At 69.7% G+C, this 18,905-nt stretch carries 14 protein-coding genes; 7 read left to right on the top strand and 7 right to left on the bottom strand.

All coding sequences use genetic code 11. The annotated features are described in order from the left end of the window. Positions 1 to 3: 3 nt before the first annotated feature. The 5 genes from JHB91_RS11870 to JHB91_RS11890 all read right to left on the bottom strand — a co-directional run bounded on the left by JHB91_RS11870 (position 4) and on the right by JHB91_RS11890 (position 8,073). Positions 4 to 387 carry a VOC family protein gene (locus tag JHB91_RS11870; protein ID WP_199373572.1) on the bottom strand — a complete coding sequence of 128 codons (384 nt, stop codon included), beginning with the start codon at positions 385 to 387 and terminating at the stop codon, positions 4 to 6. A 71-nt stretch (positions 388 to 458) separates the two neighbouring features. Continuing rightward, positions 459 to 1,871, bottom strand: coding sequence for a dihydrolipoamide acetyltransferase family protein (locus JHB91_RS11875; RefSeq protein ID WP_199373571.1), 1,413 nt, complete (start codon positions 1,869 to 1,871; stop codon positions 459 to 461). Positions 1,872 to 1,946: 75 nt separating this feature from the next. Further along, entirely contained in the window at positions 1,947 to 2,954 is a 1,008-nt protein-coding gene (locus JHB91_RS11880) for an alpha-ketoacid dehydrogenase subunit beta (protein WP_199473012.1), read from the bottom strand. Then, positions 2,951 to 4,024, bottom strand: a complete 1,074-nt coding sequence (gene pdhA, locus JHB91_RS11885) for a pyruvate dehydrogenase (acetyl-transferring) E1 component subunit alpha (protein WP_199373569.1) — start codon at positions 4,022 to 4,024, stop codon at positions 2,951 to 2,953. The genes JHB91_RS11880 and pdhA overlap by 4 nt, the downstream gene beginning before the upstream one ends. A gap of 365 nt (positions 4,025 to 4,389) precedes the next feature. After that, positions 4,390 to 8,073 carry a Calx-beta domain-containing protein gene (locus JHB91_RS11890; RefSeq protein ID WP_199473013.1) on the bottom strand — a complete coding sequence of 1,228 codons (3,684 nt, stop codon included), beginning with the start codon at positions 8,071 to 8,073 and terminating at the stop codon, positions 4,390 to 4,392. 133 nt (positions 8,074 to 8,206) lie between these two features. On the opposite strand from JHB91_RS11890, the gene JHB91_RS11895 reads away from it, so the two are divergent. The 4 genes from JHB91_RS11895 to JHB91_RS11910 all read left to right on the top strand — a co-directional run bounded on the left by JHB91_RS11895 (position 8,207) and on the right by JHB91_RS11910 (position 13,155). Further along, on the top strand, positions 8,207 to 9,082 hold the full coding sequence (locus tag JHB91_RS11895; RefSeq protein WP_199473014.1) for a tryptophan 2,3-dioxygenase family protein: 876 nt from the start codon (positions 8,207 to 8,209) through the stop codon (positions 9,080 to 9,082). Between the two features lie 7 nt (positions 9,083 to 9,089). Next, positions 9,090 to 9,743 (top strand): energy-coupling factor ABC transporter permease, encoded by a 654-nt coding sequence (locus JHB91_RS11900; RefSeq protein WP_199473015.1) that lies wholly within the window; start codon positions 9,090 to 9,092, stop codon positions 9,741 to 9,743. A gap of 180 nt (positions 9,744 to 9,923) precedes the next feature. Continuing rightward, on the top strand, positions 9,924 to 11,417 hold the full coding sequence (locus JHB91_RS11905; RefSeq protein WP_233398727.1) for an oligopeptide:H+ symporter: 1,494 nt from the start codon (positions 9,924 to 9,926) through the stop codon (positions 11,415 to 11,417). Positions 11,418 to 11,580: 163 nt separating this feature from the next. Next, positions 11,581 to 13,155, top strand: coding sequence for a peptide MFS transporter (locus JHB91_RS11910; RefSeq protein WP_199373564.1), 1,575 nt, complete (start codon positions 11,581 to 11,583; stop codon positions 13,153 to 13,155). 313 nt (positions 13,156 to 13,468) lie between these two features. On the opposite strand, the gene JHB91_RS11915 is transcribed toward JHB91_RS11910, so the two are convergent. Together JHB91_RS11915 and JHB91_RS11920 are read right to left on the bottom strand one after the other, a co-directional pair. After that, entirely contained in the window at positions 13,469 to 15,100 is a 1,632-nt protein-coding gene (locus JHB91_RS11915) for a sulfotransferase (protein WP_199473017.1), read from the bottom strand. 72 nt (positions 15,101 to 15,172) lie between these two features. Beyond that, on the bottom strand, positions 15,173 to 15,649 hold the full coding sequence (locus tag JHB91_RS11920) for a MarR family transcriptional regulator (protein WP_199473018.1): 477 nt from the start codon (positions 15,647 to 15,649) through the stop codon (positions 15,173 to 15,175). Positions 15,650 to 15,733: 84 nt separating this feature from the next. Here JHB91_RS11920 and hppD point away from each other — a divergent pair, with 84 nt between their 5' ends. Genes hppD through JHB91_RS11935 form a run of 3 tightly spaced genes read left to right on the top strand, consistent with a single transcriptional unit; the run spans position 15,734 to position 18,845 of the window. Continuing rightward, entirely contained in the window at positions 15,734 to 16,846 is a 1,113-nt protein-coding gene (hppD, locus tag JHB91_RS11925) for a 4-hydroxyphenylpyruvate dioxygenase (protein ID WP_199373561.1), read from the top strand. Between the two features lie 24 nt (positions 16,847 to 16,870). Next, on the top strand, positions 16,871 to 18,175 hold the full coding sequence (gene hmgA / locus JHB91_RS11930) for a homogentisate 1,2-dioxygenase (RefSeq protein ID WP_199373560.1): 1,305 nt from the start codon (positions 16,871 to 16,873) through the stop codon (positions 18,173 to 18,175). A gap of 55 nt (positions 18,176 to 18,230) precedes the next feature. Further along, positions 18,231 to 18,845, top strand: coding sequence for a lectin (locus JHB91_RS11935; RefSeq protein WP_199473019.1), 615 nt, complete (start codon positions 18,231 to 18,233; stop codon positions 18,843 to 18,845). The last annotated feature ends 60 nt before the right edge of the window (positions 18,846 to 18,905 follow it).

Raw genomic sequence — 18,905 nt, forward strand, 5'->3', positions numbered from 1 at the left:
CGCCTATTCCCAGGTGTTGAGGTGCGGGCCGAACGGCGTGCGCTGCGGGCGGACCACGCAGAAGCGGTGCCCGCTCGGCGCTTCCATCACCCACCACGTATGGCGCTTTTCGATGCGACGCGCGCCGAGTCCTTCGAGGCGCGCGGCTTCGGCGTCGACGTCGTCGGCCTCGATGTCGAGATGGATGCGGCTGTCGTGGTCGACCTTCTGCAGCAGCAGGACGGGCTCGTCGGCCGCGGTCGCAAGCCTTGCGTACTTGCCGTCGCCGTCCTCGTCGGCGCTGGCCACCGGCTTGCCCAGCGCCGCGCTCCAGAACGCGACGTGCGGCGCCAGGTCGTCGACCCGGCAATCAAGGACGAAGGTGGAGAGGCGGCTGCGGTGTGCCATGGCGCGGCCCTCGATCGGGACAACCGATCTTCCGGGCCGCGCATGGCGGCGGCAAGTGCCGCCGGCAGGCCTCAGCTGGCGAGCGCCAGGTCGTCGAGCATCGCCTTGAGGAAGCGCGCGGCTTCGCCACCGGTCGCGGCGCGATGGTCGAACGTCAGCGAGATCGGCATCCGGCGGTGCACTTCGATGCCGCCGATCACCGCAACCACGTCCTGGCTCAGCTTGCCCGCGCCGACAATCGCCACGCACGGCGGCACCACCACCGGGGTGGCGTAGCGGCCGGCGAACATGCCGAAGTTCGACAGGCTGATGGTGTAGCCCGACAGCTCGCTGGCCGGGATGCTGCGGTCCTCGACCTGCTGGCGCAGGCGCTGGATGGAGGAGCGCACGGCACCGGCATCGAGCACGTCGGCGTTGCGCAGGGCGGGCACGAACAGGCCCTCCTCGGTGTCCACCGCGATGCCGATGTCGACCTGCGGGTGCAGGGTGCGCGTCAGGCTGTCGCCGTCGAACCACGCGTTGAGCGCGGGCACCGCCCTGGCCGCCACGCAGATCGCGCGGATGAGGCGCGCGGTGATGTCCTGCTTGCCCACCCAACCGTGCAGGTCGGCATCGTCGACCAACGTGGTCGGGACGACCTTGCTGTGGGCATCGGCCATGACGCGCGCCATGTTGCGGCGCACGCCCTTGAGCTGTTCCGGCTGGCCGCTGGCGGTGACGCCGGGCGGCTGGGTGCGCATCGGCTTGCCGCTGGCGGAGAGCTGGGTGCGCTGCGCCGCGTCGCGGGAGGTTGCGGCAGGCGCCGGCGGCGCGCTCCGTGCCACGGCGGGGGCGGCTGCCGGCGCGGCGCCGATCGCCGCCGAGCCGTTGGCGGCGGCGTTCTTGACGTCGGCCATCGTCACCGTGCCGTCGGCGCCGGTGCCGCGCACGCGGGTGATGTCCACCTTGAGCTTGCGCGCCTGCGCGCGCACCGCGGGCATCGCACGCACGCCGCCGACGGCGAGCGCCTGCTCGCTGCGCACCGCATCGGACGATTGCATGGCGCCGACGACGGTGCCGCTGTCGCTGCGCTCGCTGCCTGACGTGCTCTTGGGCGCTTCTTCGCCGGCGCTGATCGCACCGCCGTCATCGGAGGCGACGACCTTGTGGTCGGGCGCCGGATCCTCGCTGCCCACGCCGTGCCCGCCACCGCCGTGGTGGTGGCCGGTGTCCTGGCCCTCGGCGCGCTGCGGAAGGCTGGGGTCGACCTCGAATTCGGCCAGCATGCTGCCGGTCACCACGATGTCGCCGGCGGCGCCGGCGAGCCTGAGCACCTTGCCGGAGACCGGCGACGGCACTTCGACGACCGCCTTGGCGGTCTCCATCGACACCAGGGCCTCGTCCAGGCGGATGGTGTCGCCTTCCTTGACGAACCACTCGACGATGGTGGCGTCCGGCAGGCCCTCGCCGAGGTCGGGGAGGTGGAAGGTCTTCTTGTCAGCCATGTGATCCTCGTCTTTCCATGTGCCGCGCGTTCGCGCGCGGCGTGCAATGTGCGTGGTGCAGTCGCGCCCGGCGGGTCAGCCCGCGGCAAGCGCCCGCTTGGCGGCGGTCACGATCTTCTCGACGCTCGGCAGGTACTTCATTTCCAGGCGGAACAGCGGGATGTGCGTGTCGTAGCCGGTGACGCGCTGGACCGGCGCGAGCAGGTCGAACATCGACTCCTCGGCCAGGCGCGCGGCGATCTCGGCGCCGAAGCCCGCGGTCTTCGGAGCCTCGTGCACGATCACGCAGCGGCCGGTCTTGGCCACCGACTCGGCGATGGTCGCGAAGTCGAGCGGCTTGAGCGTGGCGACGTCGATCACCTCGGCGCTGATGCCGTCCTTCGCCAGCGCCTCGGCGGCCTCGAGCGTTTCCTTCACCTGCGCGCCCCAGGTCACCAGGGTCACGTCGGTGCCGTCGCGCAGCACGAAGCACACGTCCAGCGGCAGCGCTTCGCCGTCATCCGGCACCACTTCCTTGTACTGGCGGTAGATGCGCTTGGGCTCCATGAAGATCACCGGATCCGGTTCGCGGATCGCGGCCAGCAGCAGGCCGTAGGCGCGCGCCGGCGACGACGGCAGCACCACGCGCAGGCCCGGCACGTTGGTGAAGATGGATTCGTTGGCCTCGCTGTGGTGCTCGGGCGCGCGGATGCCGCCGCCCCACGGCACGCGCAGCACCATCGGACAGGTCAGGCGGCCGCGTGTGCGGTACCGGAAGCGCGCGGCGTGGCAGATGATGTGGTCGACCATCGGGTACACGAAGCCGTCGAACTGCGCTTCGGCCACCGGCTTCATGCCCTGCGCGGCCATGCCGACGGTGAGTCCGGCGATGGTGGTCTCGTCGAGCGGGGTGTCGATCACGCGCTTGTCGCCGAACTCGGCCTGCAGGCCGGCGGTGGCGCGGAACACGCCGCCGTTGACGCCGACGTCCTCGCCCAGCACCACCACGGACTCGTCCTGGCGCATCTCGTACGCCAGCGCTTGGGTGATCGCCTCGATCAGGGTGATGGCGGCCGGTGCCGCGTCCTTGGCCACGGCGCTCATGCGCGCTTCTCCAGGGCGATCGCATCGGCACGCTGGTCCAGCAGGTCCTGCGGCGGATCGGCGTAGAGGTAGTCGAACATCGCTTCCACGGGCTGCACCTTGCTCTCCAGATAGGCGTTGATCTCCACGTCGATCACGCGGCCGCATTCCTCGAGCCAGGTCTTTTCCTGCGCCTCGTCCCACGCGCCCTGGGCGGTGAGCCAGGTGCGCAGGCGGGTCATGGGCTCGCGGGTCCAGCCGTCCTTGACCTCCTGCTCGCCGCGGTAGCGGCGCGCGTCGTCGGCGGTGGTGTGGTCGTGCAGGCGGTAGGTCATGAACTCGATGACGCTGCCGCCCTTGCCCGAGCGCGCGCGCTCCATGGCGCGGCGCATGCCCTCGAGTACGGCGAACAGGTCGTTGCCGTCCACCTGCAGGCAGTGCAGGCCACCGGCGAGGCCCTTCTGGGCCAGGGTCTCCGCGCCGGTCTGCGCGGAGCGCGGCACCGAGATCGCCCAGCCGTTGTTGATGATGCACTGGATGAACGGCAGCGCGTAGGCGCCGGCCGAGTTGATCGCGGCATAGGTGTCGGTCTTGGACGAGCCGCCGTCACCGCAGCAGGTCACGGCCACGCGGTCTTCGCCGCGCAGCTTGAACGCCAGCGCGGCGCCGGCGGCGTGCAGGCACTGGGTGGCGATCGGCACGCACCAGGGGAAGTCGTGCTTCGGGCCGGCGAAATCGTTGCCGCGTTCGTCGCCGCCCCAGTACATCAGCACGTCGCGCGGCTGCACGCCGCGCATGAACTGCGCGCCGTACTCGCGGTAGCTGGGGGCGAACACGTCCTCGGGGCGCATCGCCGCGCCAATGCCGACGTGCGTGGCCTCGTGGCCGAGGCAGGCGGCATAGGTGCCGAGCTTGCCGGTGCGCTGCAGCGCGATGGCCTTGGTGTCGAAGGTGCGCACCAGCAGCATCTGCTTGAAGAGGGGCACCAGGTCGGCGGCCGACGGGGCTTCGGGCGGCAGTTCGGCCACCAGGGTGCCGTCTGGCCCCAGGTACTGGAGGTATTCGATTTCGAAGGTCGCGGCGACGCTCATGCGGTCACGTGCTCGGTCAACAACGGGCCGGCCATGATACCCGGTGGCCGGATTGCGGCCGTTGCGCGCTGCGGCAAGTGCTTGCGCCGCCGTGCCGGGTGCCAATGCCCTTGAGGACTCATGTCCCCCGGCGACGGCCTGCGGCCATCGCCTCCTCCTTGACTTCGCCCTCAAGGGCATTGGCACCCGGTCCGCCGCATTACGCGGTGGGTTGAGAAGCACACCCCGCGATCTCGTGCGTGGCTCTCCGGTAGCTGCAGCGCGATGCCCAAAGCCCACGCCCACCACGGGGCGCTACAGCCGCCCACAAAAAAGGAGCGCGGCCGAGGCCGCGCTCCCTTGTCACAGCAGGTCGATGGTGCGGATCAGGGCGCGCGCGTGCCCTGGACCCGGACCGCGGCGGCGTTGTTGGCGCCAACCGGATCGGTCGCCGCCGACGACACGTCGGCCCGCACGTCGAACACCGGCGCCATGAGCTTGCCGCTGGTGTCCACGGTCAGGGTGAACTGTCCGGTTGCACCATTCGCAAGCGAGCCGCCCGACGGGCTGCAGGTCACCGCGAACAGCTGCGTCGGCAGTGCCTCGCAGGTCCAGCCGGGCGCCGGCAGCAGGGCGACGCGTGCCTTGGCCAGCGACACGTTGATCGCGACGCTTGCCTCCGCGGCACCCGACGGCCCGTGGTTGGCGACGGCCACCGCGTAGCCCGGGCCTGCCGCGCCGCGGACGTAGCTCGTCGGCCCCGACACCATCACGCCCAGGTCGGCCTGCGCCTCGACCGACACCGCGCCACTGCTGCTGTCATTGGTGGCATCGGTGTCTTCGGTCTGCGAGGTCGCGGCCGCGGTCAGGGTGACCACGGTGCCGCCGGTGGCCGGCGTGGCGGTTGCCGACACGTCGAACGACGCCGACTGCGATGCCGCCAGGCTGTCGGCGCTGCACGCACTGCTGGTCTGGTTGCCGGCCACGCTTGCGGGATCGCAGGTCCACCCGCTGGGCGCGACGATGGTGAGGTCGGGCAGTGCGGCATTGACCGCGAAGCCCACGCCCGGCGACTGCGCCGCATCCGGCCCGGCGTTCGACGCCGACACCACGTAGCGCAGCGTGCCGCCGACGGCGATCGCCGGCTGCGGGGTGGTCACCACCGCCGCCATGTCGGCGAAGGTCAACGCGTTCAGCCGCAGCATCAGCACCGACGGGTCGTGGTCGGACAGGCGTGCGGCGCTGTTGGCGTCGTTGCGCGCGGTCTCCGGGAAGTCGGCGTTGAGGCGCGCGTGGCTGATGGTCCACGAGTTGATCGCCGAGCCGAGCGCCGCATTGTTCACCAGCACGTGGTCGAGCGACTGCGCGTTGTTGTCGAACACGAACGAGTAGCGTTCGGACGGCGCCAGCATGTGCGTTGCGTTGAACAGGTCGGGGTCGACCAGGTCGGCGCCGTCGCCGTTGACCGCGGTGGTGGCATCGGCCGAGGGCATGCCGATGACCGTGCCCATGATGTCGGCGTAGCCGTCGTTGAACTCGAACGCGTTGAAGTCGCCGAGCACCACGATGGCGCGCGCCGGATCGGCGACCTGCATGTCCTGCAGCATGCCGGCGAGGAACTCCGCCTGCAGCTGGCGCTTCTGGCGCACGCGATCGCCGAGGGTGCCGGTGCCGGCCGCGTCCTCGCTGTTGACGTCGCTGAGCGAGCGCTGGTGCACCGTGACCACGGTGATCGGCAGCGCGCGGCCGTCGGCGAAGTTCACCACGGCGTCGAGCACCAGCGGCGGGCGGTCGTTGAGCAGGCTGCTGGCGCCGGTGCCGGCGTAGGTCCAGGTGATGTCGGCACCCACCTGTTCGACCGCGAGCACGTCCACGCGCGGCAGCGCCGCGCCGATCTCGCCGGCCTTCACCAGGAAGCCGACGTCGATGCCGCCGACGTCGTTGCCTTCCTCGAGGTAGGCGACGTAGCCCGGGTCGGGCTGGCCCAGCGCGACCGTGTCGGCGTTGATCTTGGCCGCCAGCGCCTGCAGTGCGCCGAGGTTCTCCACTTCGCTGACGCCGATCACGTCCGGCGCGTGCATGTAGGCGCGGATGCCGAGGGAGGCCTTGTTGAGCCGGCTCGCGAATGCGTCCGCGGTCAGCACCGGGTCGCTGGTGGCCGGGTCGTTCACCGTGTCGAAGAAGCGCTGCAGGTTGTAGGTGGCGAAGGTGGCGTGGTCCTCGCTGGGCACCACCGAGCCGCGCGGCTGGTCCAGGCCGTCACAGGCGGTGAGGAGCGCGCCTTCCGGATAGATCGTGTAGCGGCGGAAGGTGTAGTCCAGCGGGCCGGTGAGCGTGCTGTCGATGATCTTGCAGCCGGCGGCGAGGTTGGCCTGCGGCGCCCCAATGGTGTCGCTGTCGACTGCGATGATCTCGGGGTTGAAGTCCCAACGCGGGATCGCGGTCGCGGTGCTGCCGCTCGGATCCGGGTCGGGCACCTGGATGCCGGACTCGCGCAGCGGGCGCGGCACGCCGGTGACCACCACCGCGAACTGGCCGTTGCCGGTCGCCGTCGCGTTGGCCTCGTTGGTGTTGCCGCGGGTGGGCGCGACGACGGTGGCGCTGGGGATGCTGACGCGCATGCCCTCGTATGGCTCCAGCTGGTCGAGGCCGCCATCGGGCAGCACGCTGTCGACCGCCAGCACCACGGGCGCCGGCAGCGCGTGGCCGGTGCCGAGCTGGGTGACGGTGGCGAAGGTGAGTTCGGTCATCGGCAGCTGCCAGGGATCGGCCGCCGGGATGTATTCCTCGACCTTGGCCTGCACGCGCACGCGGTTGCCGACCGTGGCCGCCGCCGACGGCACGCCGGCGGTGAACACGAAGATGCCTTCGGAGGTCGCGGCGTCGCCATCGTCCTGGCCGTCGGCGGTCTGCATGAAGAAGCCGTTGTTCTTGCGCGCGGTGACGATGCCTTCGGTCACCACCACCTGGCCGGCGAAGGGCGACAGCGCGCCCGGGCCCTGGATCTGTGCGATCGGCACGATCACGAAGTCGTCGTTGACGATGGTGCCGGTGCCTTCGACGCTGCCGGCGACCGCGCCGGTGAAGCTGGACAGGACCAGCGAGAAGGTTTCATCGGGCTCGACCGCCGTGTCGCCGTTCACGCTCACCGACAGCGCTACCGAACTCGCGCCCTCGGCGATGGTGGCGGTGCCGGAGGCCGCGACGTAGTCGCTGCCGGCGACGGCGCTGCCGTCGGCGGTGGCGTAGTCGAACTCCACGCCGCCGGCGCCGGCGGGTGCCGACAACGTGACCTGGAAGAACATCGGCGATGTACCGGCGTCGCCCTCGGCGACCGAGCCATTGGAGACGCTGATCGCCGGGTCGTCACCGCCGCCGCCGGCGGCGACGATGCTGATGTCGTCGATGCCGATCCATTCGTCGTTGCCGACCGCGTCGGTGGTCATGATGCGCAGCTCGACCAGCGGCTGGTTGTCGACCGCGGCGGGCAGGGTGACCGAGACCGGCGTCACCAGGGTGGCCAGGCTCGGTCCGGCGCTGGCGTCGGCCACGAAGGCGGCGGGCACGTTGGTGAAGTCGCCGCTGCCACCGACGCGGTACTGCAGCGCCACCGGTTGGACGGAGTTGTCGGTCGAGCCGTCGAGGTCGCGGAGCTTGTACGACACCTGGATGCCCGTCGCGCCCACGGTGTTCAGGTGGATGCGGATGTACGGTGCCCGCGCGGTTCCACTGCCCGACAGCGCGACCACGGCGTCGGCCAGGTGGAACTCGGTCACGCCGCCCGTGCTGAAGGTATTGGGCAGCGCCTGGTTGGCGTTGACGTCGACCACGCCCGCCGCGTCCGCGCCGAGCACGAGTTGGGGATCCACGCCGGAACCGGCCGCGAGCCCGTCGCCGCGGTAACCGACAATGCCCGGCACGCCCGACCAGCTGTCGTTCGCGGTGATCTGCGCGATATCGGTCCAGTCCTGGGCAAACGGCAACGTCTGCGGCGTGGTGTCGGCGTGGGCCGCGCCGATGGCGGCGGACAGAGCGATGGCAAGCGCCAGGCGGCGAGGCAACGGTTGCATGTGGTGTATTCCCCTGGAATGGTGATGGTCGCGGCCCCCGCCGCGATCGGCGGATTGTGCACCAGCTGCACTGCAGCGGAGTGACACGATTTCCGTTCCGCCCCGTACGGTCGCCCTGCGCTACCCTTTGCGCATGAGCATCGAAGACAACGAACGCGCGCTGGAAGCCGGCATCCACACCGAGCTGTCCGGGCGCCTGACCTACGGCGGCTACCTGCACCTGGAGCGCCTGCTGTCGGCGCAGCAGCCGCTGTCCGACCCGCCGCACCACGACGAGATGCTGTTCATCGTCCAGCACCAGGTGTCGGAGCTGTGGCTGAAGCTGATGATCCACGAGCTGCGCGCGGCGGTGGTGCACCTGCGCGCGGACCGGCTGGAGCCCTGCCAGAAGATCTTCGCGCGCTGCAAGGTGGTGCTGCGCCAGCTGACCGCGATGTGGTCGGTGCTGGAGACGCTCACGCCCTCCGAATACGCCGAGTTCCGCGACCTGCTGGGGCCGTCGTCGGGCTTCCAGTCGGCGCAGTACCGCACCATCGAGTTCCTGCTCGGCAACAAGAACGCCGGCATGCTCAAGGTGTTCGCGCACGATCCCGAGGCCCACGCGATGCTCGCCGAGGCGCTCGAGGCGCCGAGCCTGTACGACGAGGTGCTGCGCCACCTGGCGCGCCACGGACATGCCATCCCGGCCGCGCACCTGGAGCGCGACTGGACCCGCCCGCACGTCGCCGACATGGCGCTGGTGCCGGTGTTCGAGCGCATCTACGCCGATACCGCCGCGCACTGGGACGCCTACCACCTGTGCGAGGACCTGGTGGACCTGGAGAGCGAGTTCCAGCTCTGGCGCTTCCGCCACATGCGCACGGTGATGCGCATCATCGGCTTCAAACGCGGCACCGGCGGGTCGAGCGGCGTCGGATTCCTGAAGCAGGCGCTGGAACTGACGTTCTTCCCGGAACTGTTCGAGGTCCGCACGCGGATCGGCGGCGCGCCCGCCGACGCCGCGTACTGAGCACGCGATGGATGCCGGCGCCGCGCTTCCCGCCTGGGCCACGGCCCTGGCCTGGGCGCTGGCGCTGGGGGTGCTGGCGGCGTCCATCCGCGGCCTGGGCCTGGAGCGCTACCGCGACACTGGGGCGCGCCGCGTGCTGCTGGCCGCGACCGTGGCGGTCATGGCGATCCGCTGGTTCAACACCGCGGCGCTGCAGGGCGTGGTGCTGCACTTCCTCGGGGCCACCATCGCCACGCTGATGTTCGGTGCGCGCGTCGCCTGCTGGATGATGGCGCTGGCGAGCCTGGCCGGCGTGCTGCTGGGCGCGGCCTGGCAGGGCTGGGCGGGTGATTTCCTGCTGGCCGGTGCCCTGCCGGTCGCGGTGACCGTGCTGGCACAGCTCGTCGCGATGCGCTGGGTGCCGGCCAACATTTTCACCTATGTCATGGCCAATGCCTTCGGCGCGGCCGCGCTGGCCATGGCGGCCTCGTCGCTGGCCAAGGCGGCGACCATGGCTGCCATCGGCGGGCCGGCGGCCGCCTACCTCGCCGCGACCCCGCTGCTGATGTTCGGCGAGGCCTTCCTGACCGGCGGGATCATGGTGCTTGTGGTCGTCTACCGGCCGCATTGGTGCGTCAGTTTCGACGACCGCGTCTACCTCGGGCGCGGGCGGTCGATGTAGATCGGCAGCGGCGGGTATCCAACACCGCCCGCTCCGGGCTAACGTTGCGACCGGAACGACCGGCGAAAGCGCGGCCGTGGCGCCGCCGGAGCCCGCGGGTCGGGATGGGCGGAGATCGATCCATCCACCGGGGGAGTGCACGTCATGAGTTCAAATCGCGTCGAGCCTGCAGGGCCGGGCATGGAAAAGCCGCCCAACGGCAGCGCCATTCCCGAGTTCGCCCAGGTCATGGGCCATCCGCGTCCGCTGTGGATGCTGTTCATGACCGAATTCTGGGAGCGCTTCGCGTTCTACGGCATGCGCTGGGCGCTGGTGCTGTACATCGTGGCGCAGTTCTACAACGGCGACGCCACCGGCGAAGCGCCGGCGAGCCAGCTGTACGGCGCGTACCTCGCGCTGGTGTACGCGGCGGCGATCTTCGGCGGCTACGTCGCCGACAAGCTGATCGGCTACCAGCGCGCGATCCTGCTGGGCGCGATCTTCATGGCCGCGGGCCTGTTCCTCATCACCACGCCCAGCGAGCAGTGGCTCAAGCTCGGCCTGGCCACGGTGATCGTCGGCAACGGCCTGTTCAAGCCGATCATCTCGACCATGGTCGGCAAGCTCTACGCCACCGATGACCAGCGGCGCGATTCCGGCTTCACCATCTTCTACATGGGCATCAACATGGGTGCGTTCATCGCGCCCATCCTGACCGGCTGGCTGGCCGAGAAGGTGTTCGGCGCCGACGGCATGCCGGCCTACAAGGTGGTGTTCATCGCCTCGGCCGTCGGCATGCTGCTCAGCCTGGTGTGGTTCTGGTTCGGCCGCAGCCAGCTCAAGGGCATCGGCGCGGCACCGGCGGATGCGCCAGGCTTGGCGCGCGTGCTGGTGGTGGCGGTGGGCGCGCTGGTCGCGATCCCGGTGTTCTATTTCCTGCTGACCATCGAAGCCGCCGTGCTGAACTGGATCCTGCTCGCGCTGTTCGTGGTGCCGGCGGTCATGCTGCTGGTCGAGGGCATCCGCGAGGGCTCGCGGCAGCGCGACATGGTCATCGCCATGCTGATCATCTTCGGCTTCAACGTGCTGTTCTGGATGTTCTTCGAGCAGGCCGGCAGCTCGTTCAATTTCCTGGCGCAGAACATCGTCGACCGCGACCTCAACGGCTGGATCTTCCCGGTGGGCTGGTTCCAGTCGGTGAACTCGATCGCGATCATCACCCTGGCGCCGGTCATGGCCTGGCTGTGGGTCGCAATGGGCCGCGCCAACCCGTCGATCCCGCGCAAGTTCGGCCTCGGCCTGATCTTCAACGGCCTGGCGTTCCTGCTGCTGGTGTTCGCGCTGTCGAGCCTGGTGGATCCCGCGTCGCTCAAGATCCCGTTCTGGACGCTGTTCATGGTCTACGTGATCCAGTCGGTGGGCGAGCTGTGCCTGTCGCCGATCGGCCTGTCGATGACCACCAAGCTGGCGCCGGCCAAGTTGACCGGCCTGGCGATGGGCGGCTGGTTCCTGTCGATCGCGATCGGCAACAACCTGTCGGGCATCTTCGCCTCGAGCGTCAGCGGCGAGGGCGGCATGACCGTCGCTTCCGCGCAGGCGGGCTACACGTTCGGGTTCTGGGCGCTGCTCGGTGCGGGTGTGGTGCTGCTGCTGATCGCACCGCTCATCCAGAAGCTGATGCACGGCGTGAAGTGATCGCGCGAGGCGCGGGACGCGCCCGCCGATCCACTTGAAACGGCGGCCTTCGGGCCGCCGTTTCTCTTGCGAGATCGCCTGTTCAGCTTCCCTTGCAACCTGTGATCGCGTTAAGTTGGCCGATTCCGCCCGCGATACGTGCGGCATACAGACGGAGTACCGAGTGTCCCATCCAGACCACGCTGTTGAAGCGCAGAAGACCCTCCTCGGGCATCCGCGCGGCCTGTTCGTGCTGTTTTTCGCCGAGATGTGGGAGCGCTTCTCCTACTACGGCATGCGCGCCCTGCTGATCTTCTACCTCGTCCAGCACTGGATGTATTCGGACTCCGAGGCGTCTGTGATCTACGGCGCCTACACCGCGCTGGTGTACATCGCGCCGGTCGTGGGCGGCTATCTCGCCGATCGCTACCTGGGGCAGCGGAAGGCGGTGCTGTTCGGTGCCGTGCTGCTGACCTTCGGCCATTTCCTGATGGCGTTCGAGGGCACCGGTGGCCAGGACGCCGCGGAGATCAACATCTTCTGGCTGGCCCTGTCGTTCATCATCGTCGGCTCGGGCTTCCTGAAGGCCAACATCTCGGTGATGGTCGGGCAGCTGTACCCGCGCACCGACATCCGGCGCGACCCGGCGTACACGATCTTCTACATGGGCATCAACCTGGGCGCGATGCTCGGGTCGCTGATCGCCGGTTACCTCGGCCAGACCTACGGCTGGAAGTACGGCTTCGGTGCGGCCGGCGTGGGCATGCTGCTGGGCCTGGTGGTGTTCGTCATCGGCAAGCCGATGCTGATGGGGCGCGGCGAGTCGCGTGCGCCGGAGCGCCTCGCGAAGCCGGTGGTGGCTGGCATCACGTTCGAGTGGATGCTGTACGCGTTGGCCTTCCTGTCGGTGGGCCTGGTCTGGTTCATGATCCAGCACCAGAAGCTGGTCGGGTTCCTGCTCGGCGGCGCGGGTGTGGTGCTGCTTGGCTACGTGCTGATCACCGCGGTATTCAAGCTCAGCCGCGAGGAGCGCAACCGCATCATCGCCGCGCTCTACCTGATTGTCGGTTCGATTCTGTTCTGGGCGCTGTTCGAACAGGCCGGCGCATCGCTCAACCTGTTCACCGACCGCTCGGTGGACCGCGCGATCTTCGGCTGGGAAGTGCCGGCCTCCATGTTCCAGTCGCTCAACTCGATGTACATCATCGCGCTGGCGCCGCTGTTCGCGATGTTCTGGCTGTGGCTGGCCAAGCGCGGCTGGGAACCGTCGGCACCGGCCAAGTTCGCGCTTGGCGTAGTGATGGTGGGCTTGGGCTTCCTGGTGCTGGTGGCAGGCGCGAAGGCCGCGGGCGCCGGCGCCACGCCGGTGATCTTCATCTTCCTGATCTACCTGATCCACACCATGGGCGAGCTGTGCCTGTCGCCGGTCGGCCTGTCGGCGATGAACCGCCTGGCCCCGGCGCAGATGGCGAGCCTGATCATGGGCGCGTGGTTCTTCGCTTCGGCCACCGGCAACTTCGCGGCGGGCCTGATCTCGGCGGCCACCGGCGGCGAGGGCGGGGGCGTGGCGCGGGTGATGGAGGTGTACGCGAACGTCGGCTGGCTCGCGGTGGGCGTGGGCGTGGTGATGCTGGTGATCGCGCCGTTCGTGCGCCGGCTCATGCATCTCGACACGTTGCGCGACGATGACCTGGCCGGGCAGATGGAGCTTGCCGAGCCGATTGCCGCCGGTGTCGACGTGACCGAGGAGCGTCGCTGAGCGACCCCGCACGCCGTTCCCCGGCTTGAGTGACACGCCGCGCCCTTCGGGGCGCGGTTTTTTTTGTTCGGCCTCACGGCCACTTCGGGGCTCTGCACTGCGCTGCAGGTGCCGGAGAGCACTTCACGGGATCGCGGTGTCTGGCTTTGCTCCTCAAGCCACCGCGCAGTGCGGCGTACCGGGTGCCAGGGCCTTGAGGGCGAAGTCAAGGAGGAGGCGATGGCCGAGAGGTCATCGCCGGGGGACATGAGTCCTCAAGGGCGTTGGTACCCGGTGCCTGACCTGCCGCGTCCTTCCTCGAACTGCGCGACGCTCAGTCCAGCGTGATGCCCAGGCCCGCCGCCAGCGGGCCGAGATGCGCTCGGTAGGGTGACCAGTCAGGCTCGCGCGGCGTGCGGATGCCGTCGCGCACCTGGGCCGCGCTTGCAGTGGCGACCGCGCCGCCATCGCGTTGTGGTTGCAGTACGCCCGGTTCGAATGCGAGGCCGCAATGCGCGAGCACGCGCCGCAGCTCGTGCTCGGGCGCACGCACCAGGTCCGCGTGCGCGACGTCGAGCAGGCGCTCGCCGAGCACGGCGCGCCAGTGCGCCATCAGCGCGGCGTGGCCCTGGTGCCAGGCGGCCAGCTCCTGCTGCTCGTAGGACCACGGCGCGAAGCCGCCATAGAGCATGCGCAGGTTCGAGAAGCAGACGTCCATCGGTGGCCGCCACGCGTGCACGAAGCGTGCATCGGGCAGCGCGCGCGCCACGAGGCCCAGAAGCAGGGCATTGGTCGGCAGTTTCTCGGTCCACCACGCGCGGCCCTGGGCGCGCCAGGCGTTGCCGGCCATGAAGGCCGCGCCAAGCGCGGGCCAGTCGATGTCATCGGCGCGGCGCAGTGTTTCCAGGTCGACCACGCCGCGTGCGCGATGGTCCAGCGCATGGCGCAGCGCGGCGGCGAAGCCCATGCTCTCGCCGCCTTCGGCGATCGCGGAATGTCCGCCCAGCATGCGTTCCAGCAGCGTGGTGCCCGAACGGAAGATGCCGACGATGAACAGAGGGCGCGGAGCATCCGCATCGCTGGCGTGACCGGGGCCTGCGAGGAAATCGCGGCTGCCGTGCGCGCGGATGGCTTCGAACAGGTGCGCGTCATCGGCTGCGTCGTAGCGCAGGCTGGCGCGCTTCGCGGCCGCGCCGCGCGCCAGTGCCTGCCAGGCGCCCTCGTGTTCGCCGAGGTCATGCAGCTCGTCGAACAGGGCGTGGCTGAAGTGGATGTCGTGTTCGCTGCCCGGTGCGACCTGCGCGCGCTCGGCCAGCAGGCGGTCGACGCGCGCGCGCGCGCCGCCGCGATCCGTGGCGCGCAGCTGCGACAGGCGGCGATGGGCGTGGGCGAAATGTGGCGCCCTCGCGATCGCGCGCTCCAGGTCGTCGCGTGCACCGGGCATGTCGCCGAGGAACAGGCGCGTGCTGCCGCGCAGGTATGCGGCGGGTGCGTGCGCGGGATCACGTGCGCTTGCACGGTCCAGCCAGTCGAGCGCGGTGCGGTGCAGGTCCTCGCCGCCGAGCAGGTCGGCGAGCGCCACCATGTCGTCGGTCGCAGCTTCGTGCGCGCGCGGCACCAGGTCGGCGGCGAGTGCGTCGAGTGCGCGCGTCTCGTGCAGGTCGCGCAGCAGGCGCGCCAGGGCCAGCGCGTGCGGCCAGGTGCGCGGGCCCGCGGCCGCCGCGCGCATCGCCGCGGCGTGCATGGCGCGGTATTCGCCGTTGCGGCCGCGCGCCTTGGCCAGCCCGATCCAGGCCGCGGCATCGCCCGGCGCCGCGGCCGCGATGCGCGCGTAGCAGTCCGCCGCGGCGGGCCAGTCGGCAGCCGCGGCGAAGGCGTTGGCCTGCCGCCACGCGTCGGTGGCAGCGTGCGCCGCGACAGGCGCGCTGGCGGATGTGCCTTCGTCGGTGGAGGCGGGCGGGGTCATGGCGCGATCAGGCGATGGACCGCCCGATTGTCACCGATCGTGGGCCATCGGGCCCTGCCGTCGTCGCGCCGGTCAGACGCCGTAGCGTTCGCCGAGGCGGTCGAGCAGTTCGGACAGCACGCGCCGCTCGGCCGCGTCCAGCGGCGCCAGCAGGTCGCGCTCGTAGGCCAGCGCCTGCGGCGCGACCTCCTCGTACACGCGACGCCCGGCTTCGCTCAGCTCCAGCACCGAGCGCCGGCGGTCGTCGTCGTGGGTCTCGCGATGCAGCAGGCCGCGCTCCAGCAGCCGTGCCACCGCGCGGCTCACCGCGACCTTGTCCATCGCGCTGCGTTCGGCCACGCCGACTGCCGACAGGCCGGGGAAGCGCCCGAGCACGGCGATGATCCGCCACTCGGTGACAGCCAGCCCGAAGCGTTCGCCGTAGGCCTGCGCGATCTCCTGGCTGACGAGGTTGGAAAGCACGCTGAGCTGGTAGGGAATGAAGCGATCGAGCTCGAGAAGCGCGGACTCGTCCGTCGCATCCGGATCAGGGCGGGAGGGGTCGCTCATGCTGCGCTGCGCCTTGCAAGCGGTTTCACATGAAACTATAACAACAGCCCTCGCACGTCCACTCTTCGCTTTCCAGGAGCCGCCATGAGCGCCCAGACCACATCCGCCAGCAGCGCGCCCAACCTCGGCATGGAGGTCACCACCTTCGAGAATCCGATGGGCATCGATGGTTTCGAATTCGTCGAGTTCGCGGCGCCCGAGGGCCAGGGCGCGCTGCTGCACGACTACTTCCGCAAGATGGGCTTCAGCCCGGTGCTGCGCCACCCCACGCGCGCGATCACCGTGTACCGCCAGGGCGGGGTGAACTTCCTGGTCAACGAGGATCCGGATTCGTTCGCCGCCGACTTCGCGCGCGCGCACGGCCCCTGCGCCGCCGGCTTCGCGATCCGCTTCCGCCAGCCTGCCGGCGAGGTGTACGCCAAGGTGCTGGCCAACGGCGGCGAGGCGATCGACAACAAGGAGTCCACCAAGGCGGTCGATGCGCCGGTGGTCAAGGGCATCGGCGACTGCATGCTGTACCTGGTCGACCGCTACGGCGACGCGGGCAGCATGTACGACGGCTTCGTGCCGGTCGAAGGCGCGGACGCGAACCCGACAGGCTTCGGCCTGACCTTCATCGACCACCTGACCCACAACCTCTACTTCGGCAACATGCAGAAGTGGTCGGACTACTACGAGAAGCTGTTCAACTTCCGCGAGATCCGCTATTTCGACATCAAGGGCGCCAAGACCGGCCTGGTGTCCAAGGCGATGACCGCGCCGGACGGCATCGTGCGCATCCCGCTCAACGAGTCCAGCGACCCGAAGAGCCAGATCAACGAATACCTCGACGCCTACAAGGGCGAGGGCATCCAGCACATCGCCTGCTTCACCGACGACATCTACACCACGGTGGAGAAGATGCGCGACGCGGGCGTTGAATTCCTCGATACGCCGGAGTCCTACTTCGAGGTCATCGACCAGCGCATCCCCAACCATGGCGAAGACGTGGAGCGCCTGGCGCGCAACCGCATCCTGATCGACGCCGACCCGGAGACCAAGCAGCGCAAGCTGTTGCAGATCTTCACCCTGAACTGCTTCGGCCCGATCTTCTTCGAGATCATCCAGCGCAAGGGCAACGAAGGCTTCGGCGAGGGCAACTTCCAGGCGCTGTTCGAGAGCATCGAGCGCGACCAGATGAAGCGCGGCGTGCTCTGACCGACGGGTTCCGGGAGCCCTGCCATGACCGCATCGACCGACCGTTACCTGTCCGGCTTCGGCAACGAGTTCGCCAGCGAGGCGATCGCCGGTGCGCTGCCGGTGGGGCGCAACTCGCCGCAGAAGGTCGCGTTCGGCCTGTATGCCGAGCAGTTCACGGGCACGGCGTTCACCGCGCCGCGGCACGCCAACCGGCGCAGCTGGCTGTACCGGATCCGCCCGGCGGCGATGCACGGCAGTTTCGAACCGTACGTGCAGCCGCGCTTCCATGACGACTTCGGGCACGGGCCGGTCACGCCCGACCAGCTGCGCTGGGACCCGCTGCCGATGCCGGCGGATGGCAGCCAGGTCGATTTCGTCGACGGGCTGTTCACCGTGGCCGGCAATGGCGGGGCCGCCGCGGGTACCGGCGTGGGCATCCACCTGTACGCGGCCAATGCGCCGATGCGCGGCCGGTTCTTCTACAGCGCCGACGGCGAACTGCTGATCGTTCCGCAGCAGGGTCGCCTGCGCATCGCCACCGAACTCGGCGTGATCGACGTCGAGCCGCAGGAGATCGCGGTGATCCCGCGCGGCCTGCGCTTCCGCGTCGAGCTGCCCGACGGCCACGCGCGCGGCTATGTCTGCGAGAACTTCGGCGCGTTGCTGCGCCTGCCCGACCTCGGCCCGATCGGCTCCAACGGCCTGGCCAACGCGCGCGACTTCCTCACGCCGGTCGCGGCGTACGAGGAAGCCGAGGGCGACTTCGCGCTCATCGCCAAGTTCCAGGGCCACCTGTGGCGCGCGCCGATCGGCCATTCGCCGCTCGATGTGGTCGCCTGGCACGGCAACTACGCCCCGTACAAGTACGACCTGCGCCGCTTCAACGCGATCGGCTCGATCAGCCATGACCATCCCGATCCGTCGATCTTCCTGGTGCTGCATTCGCCCAGCGACACGCCGGGCACCAGCAACATGGACTTCGCGATCTTCCCGCCGCGCTGGCTGGTGGCGCAGGACACGTTCCGCCCGCCGTGGTTCCACCGCAACGTGGCCAGCGAGTTCATGGGCCTGGTGCACGGCGCCTACGACGCCAAGGCGGAAGGCTTCGCGCCCGGTGGCTGCTCGCTGCACAACTGCATGACCGGCCACGGCCCGGATGCGGCGACGTTCGCCAAGGCATCCGCGGCCGACCTGTCGAAGCCGGACGTGATCACCGACACCATGGCCTTCATGTTCGAGACGCGGGCGGTCATCCGCCCGACGCAACAGGCGCTCGATGCCGCCCATCGCCAGCGCGGCTACCAGGCCTGCTGGGCCGGGCTGGAGAAGCACTTCGCGATGGGTTGACGGGTTTTGTCGTAGCCTTGGGCACTGCGTTTTTCCCGCCACAGGAGCCTGCCGAATGCGTCGTGCCGCCCCCTTCATCGCCATCCTCAGCCTTGCCCTTTCCGCCTGCAGCGCGGAGCGCTCGCCCTCCGAAGCCGATGTGGCAGCCGCACCGGTTGCCGAAGCCGATACCGCGGACGCCGTCGATGGCCCGCGCGCGATCGCCGACGCCGGCGACGCGCGCATGAACGGCTATGGTGCGCTCGACCTCGGCCTGACCGCGGAAGAGGCCAGGGTCGAATGGACCGGTGGCGCGCTCCAGGGCAAGCCCGATCCGCGCGACCCGGCGGCCTGCTTCCACCTGAGTCCGGCGGGGCAATCGACGCCGGCGCAGCTCGCCTTCATGTTCGAGAACGACGTGCTGGTGCGCTACAGCGTCGAGTCTCCCGACATCGTCGCGCCCGGCGGCGGCAAGGTCGGCATGGACGAGGCCGCAATCCAGGCGCTCTACGGCGGCACGCTCGAAACGCTCCCCCACAAATACGTGCAGGGCGGCAAGGTACTGAGGTCCGCCGAGGATGGCGGCGGCCTGCCGTCGAAGCTGGTGTTCGAACTCGACGCCGCCGGCAAGGTGATTTCGTGGCGCGTGGGCATGGTGCCGCAGATCGACTACGTCGAAGGCTGCAGCTGAGCCTTCGCCGCGCGCCACGGGCGGGCCCGCGACGCGCGTGAACCCGTCCCGTCCAGTGCA

The sequence above is a fragment of the Luteimonas sp. MC1828 genome (genome assembly GCF_016461615.1).
Lineage (GTDB): Bacteria > Pseudomonadota > Gammaproteobacteria > Xanthomonadales > Xanthomonadaceae > Luteimonas.

Coding starts and splice junctions, on each gene's coding strand:
- JHB91_RS11870 (WP_199373572.1), bottom strand. CDS start 387: ATGGCACACCGCAGCCGCCTCTCCACCTTCGTCCTTGATTGCCGGGTC.
- JHB91_RS11875 (WP_199373571.1), bottom strand. CDS start 1,871: ATGGCTGACAAGAAGACCTTCCACCTCCCCGACCTCGGCGAGGGCCTG.
- JHB91_RS11880 (WP_199473012.1), bottom strand. CDS start 2,954: ATGAGCGCCGTGGCCAAGGACGCGGCACCGGCCGCCATCACCCTGATC.
- pdhA (WP_199373569.1), bottom strand. CDS start 4,024: ATGAGCGTCGCCGCGACCTTCGAAATCGAATACCTCCAGTACCTGGGG.
- JHB91_RS11890 (WP_199473013.1), bottom strand. CDS start 8,073: ATGCAACCGTTGCCTCGCCGCCTGGCGCTTGCCATCGCTCTGTCCGCC.
- JHB91_RS11895 (WP_199473014.1), top strand. CDS start 8,207: ATGAGCATCGAAGACAACGAACGCGCGCTGGAAGCCGGCATCCACACC.
- JHB91_RS11900 (WP_199473015.1), top strand. CDS start 9,090: ATGGATGCCGGCGCCGCGCTTCCCGCCTGGGCCACGGCCCTGGCCTGG.
- JHB91_RS11905 (WP_233398727.1), top strand. CDS start 9,924: ATGGAAAAGCCGCCCAACGGCAGCGCCATTCCCGAGTTCGCCCAGGTC.
- JHB91_RS11915 (WP_199473017.1), bottom strand. CDS start 15,100: ATGACCCCGCCCGCCTCCACCGACGAAGGCACATCCGCCAGCGCGCCT.
- JHB91_RS11920 (WP_199473018.1), bottom strand. CDS start 15,649: ATGAGCGACCCCTCCCGCCCTGATCCGGATGCGACGGACGAGTCCGCG.
- hppD (WP_199373561.1), top strand. CDS start 15,734: ATGAGCGCCCAGACCACATCCGCCAGCAGCGCGCCCAACCTCGGCATG.
- hmgA (WP_199373560.1), top strand. CDS start 16,871: ATGACCGCATCGACCGACCGTTACCTGTCCGGCTTCGGCAACGAGTTC.
- JHB91_RS11935 (WP_199473019.1), top strand. CDS start 18,231: ATGCGTCGTGCCGCCCCCTTCATCGCCATCCTCAGCCTTGCCCTTTCC.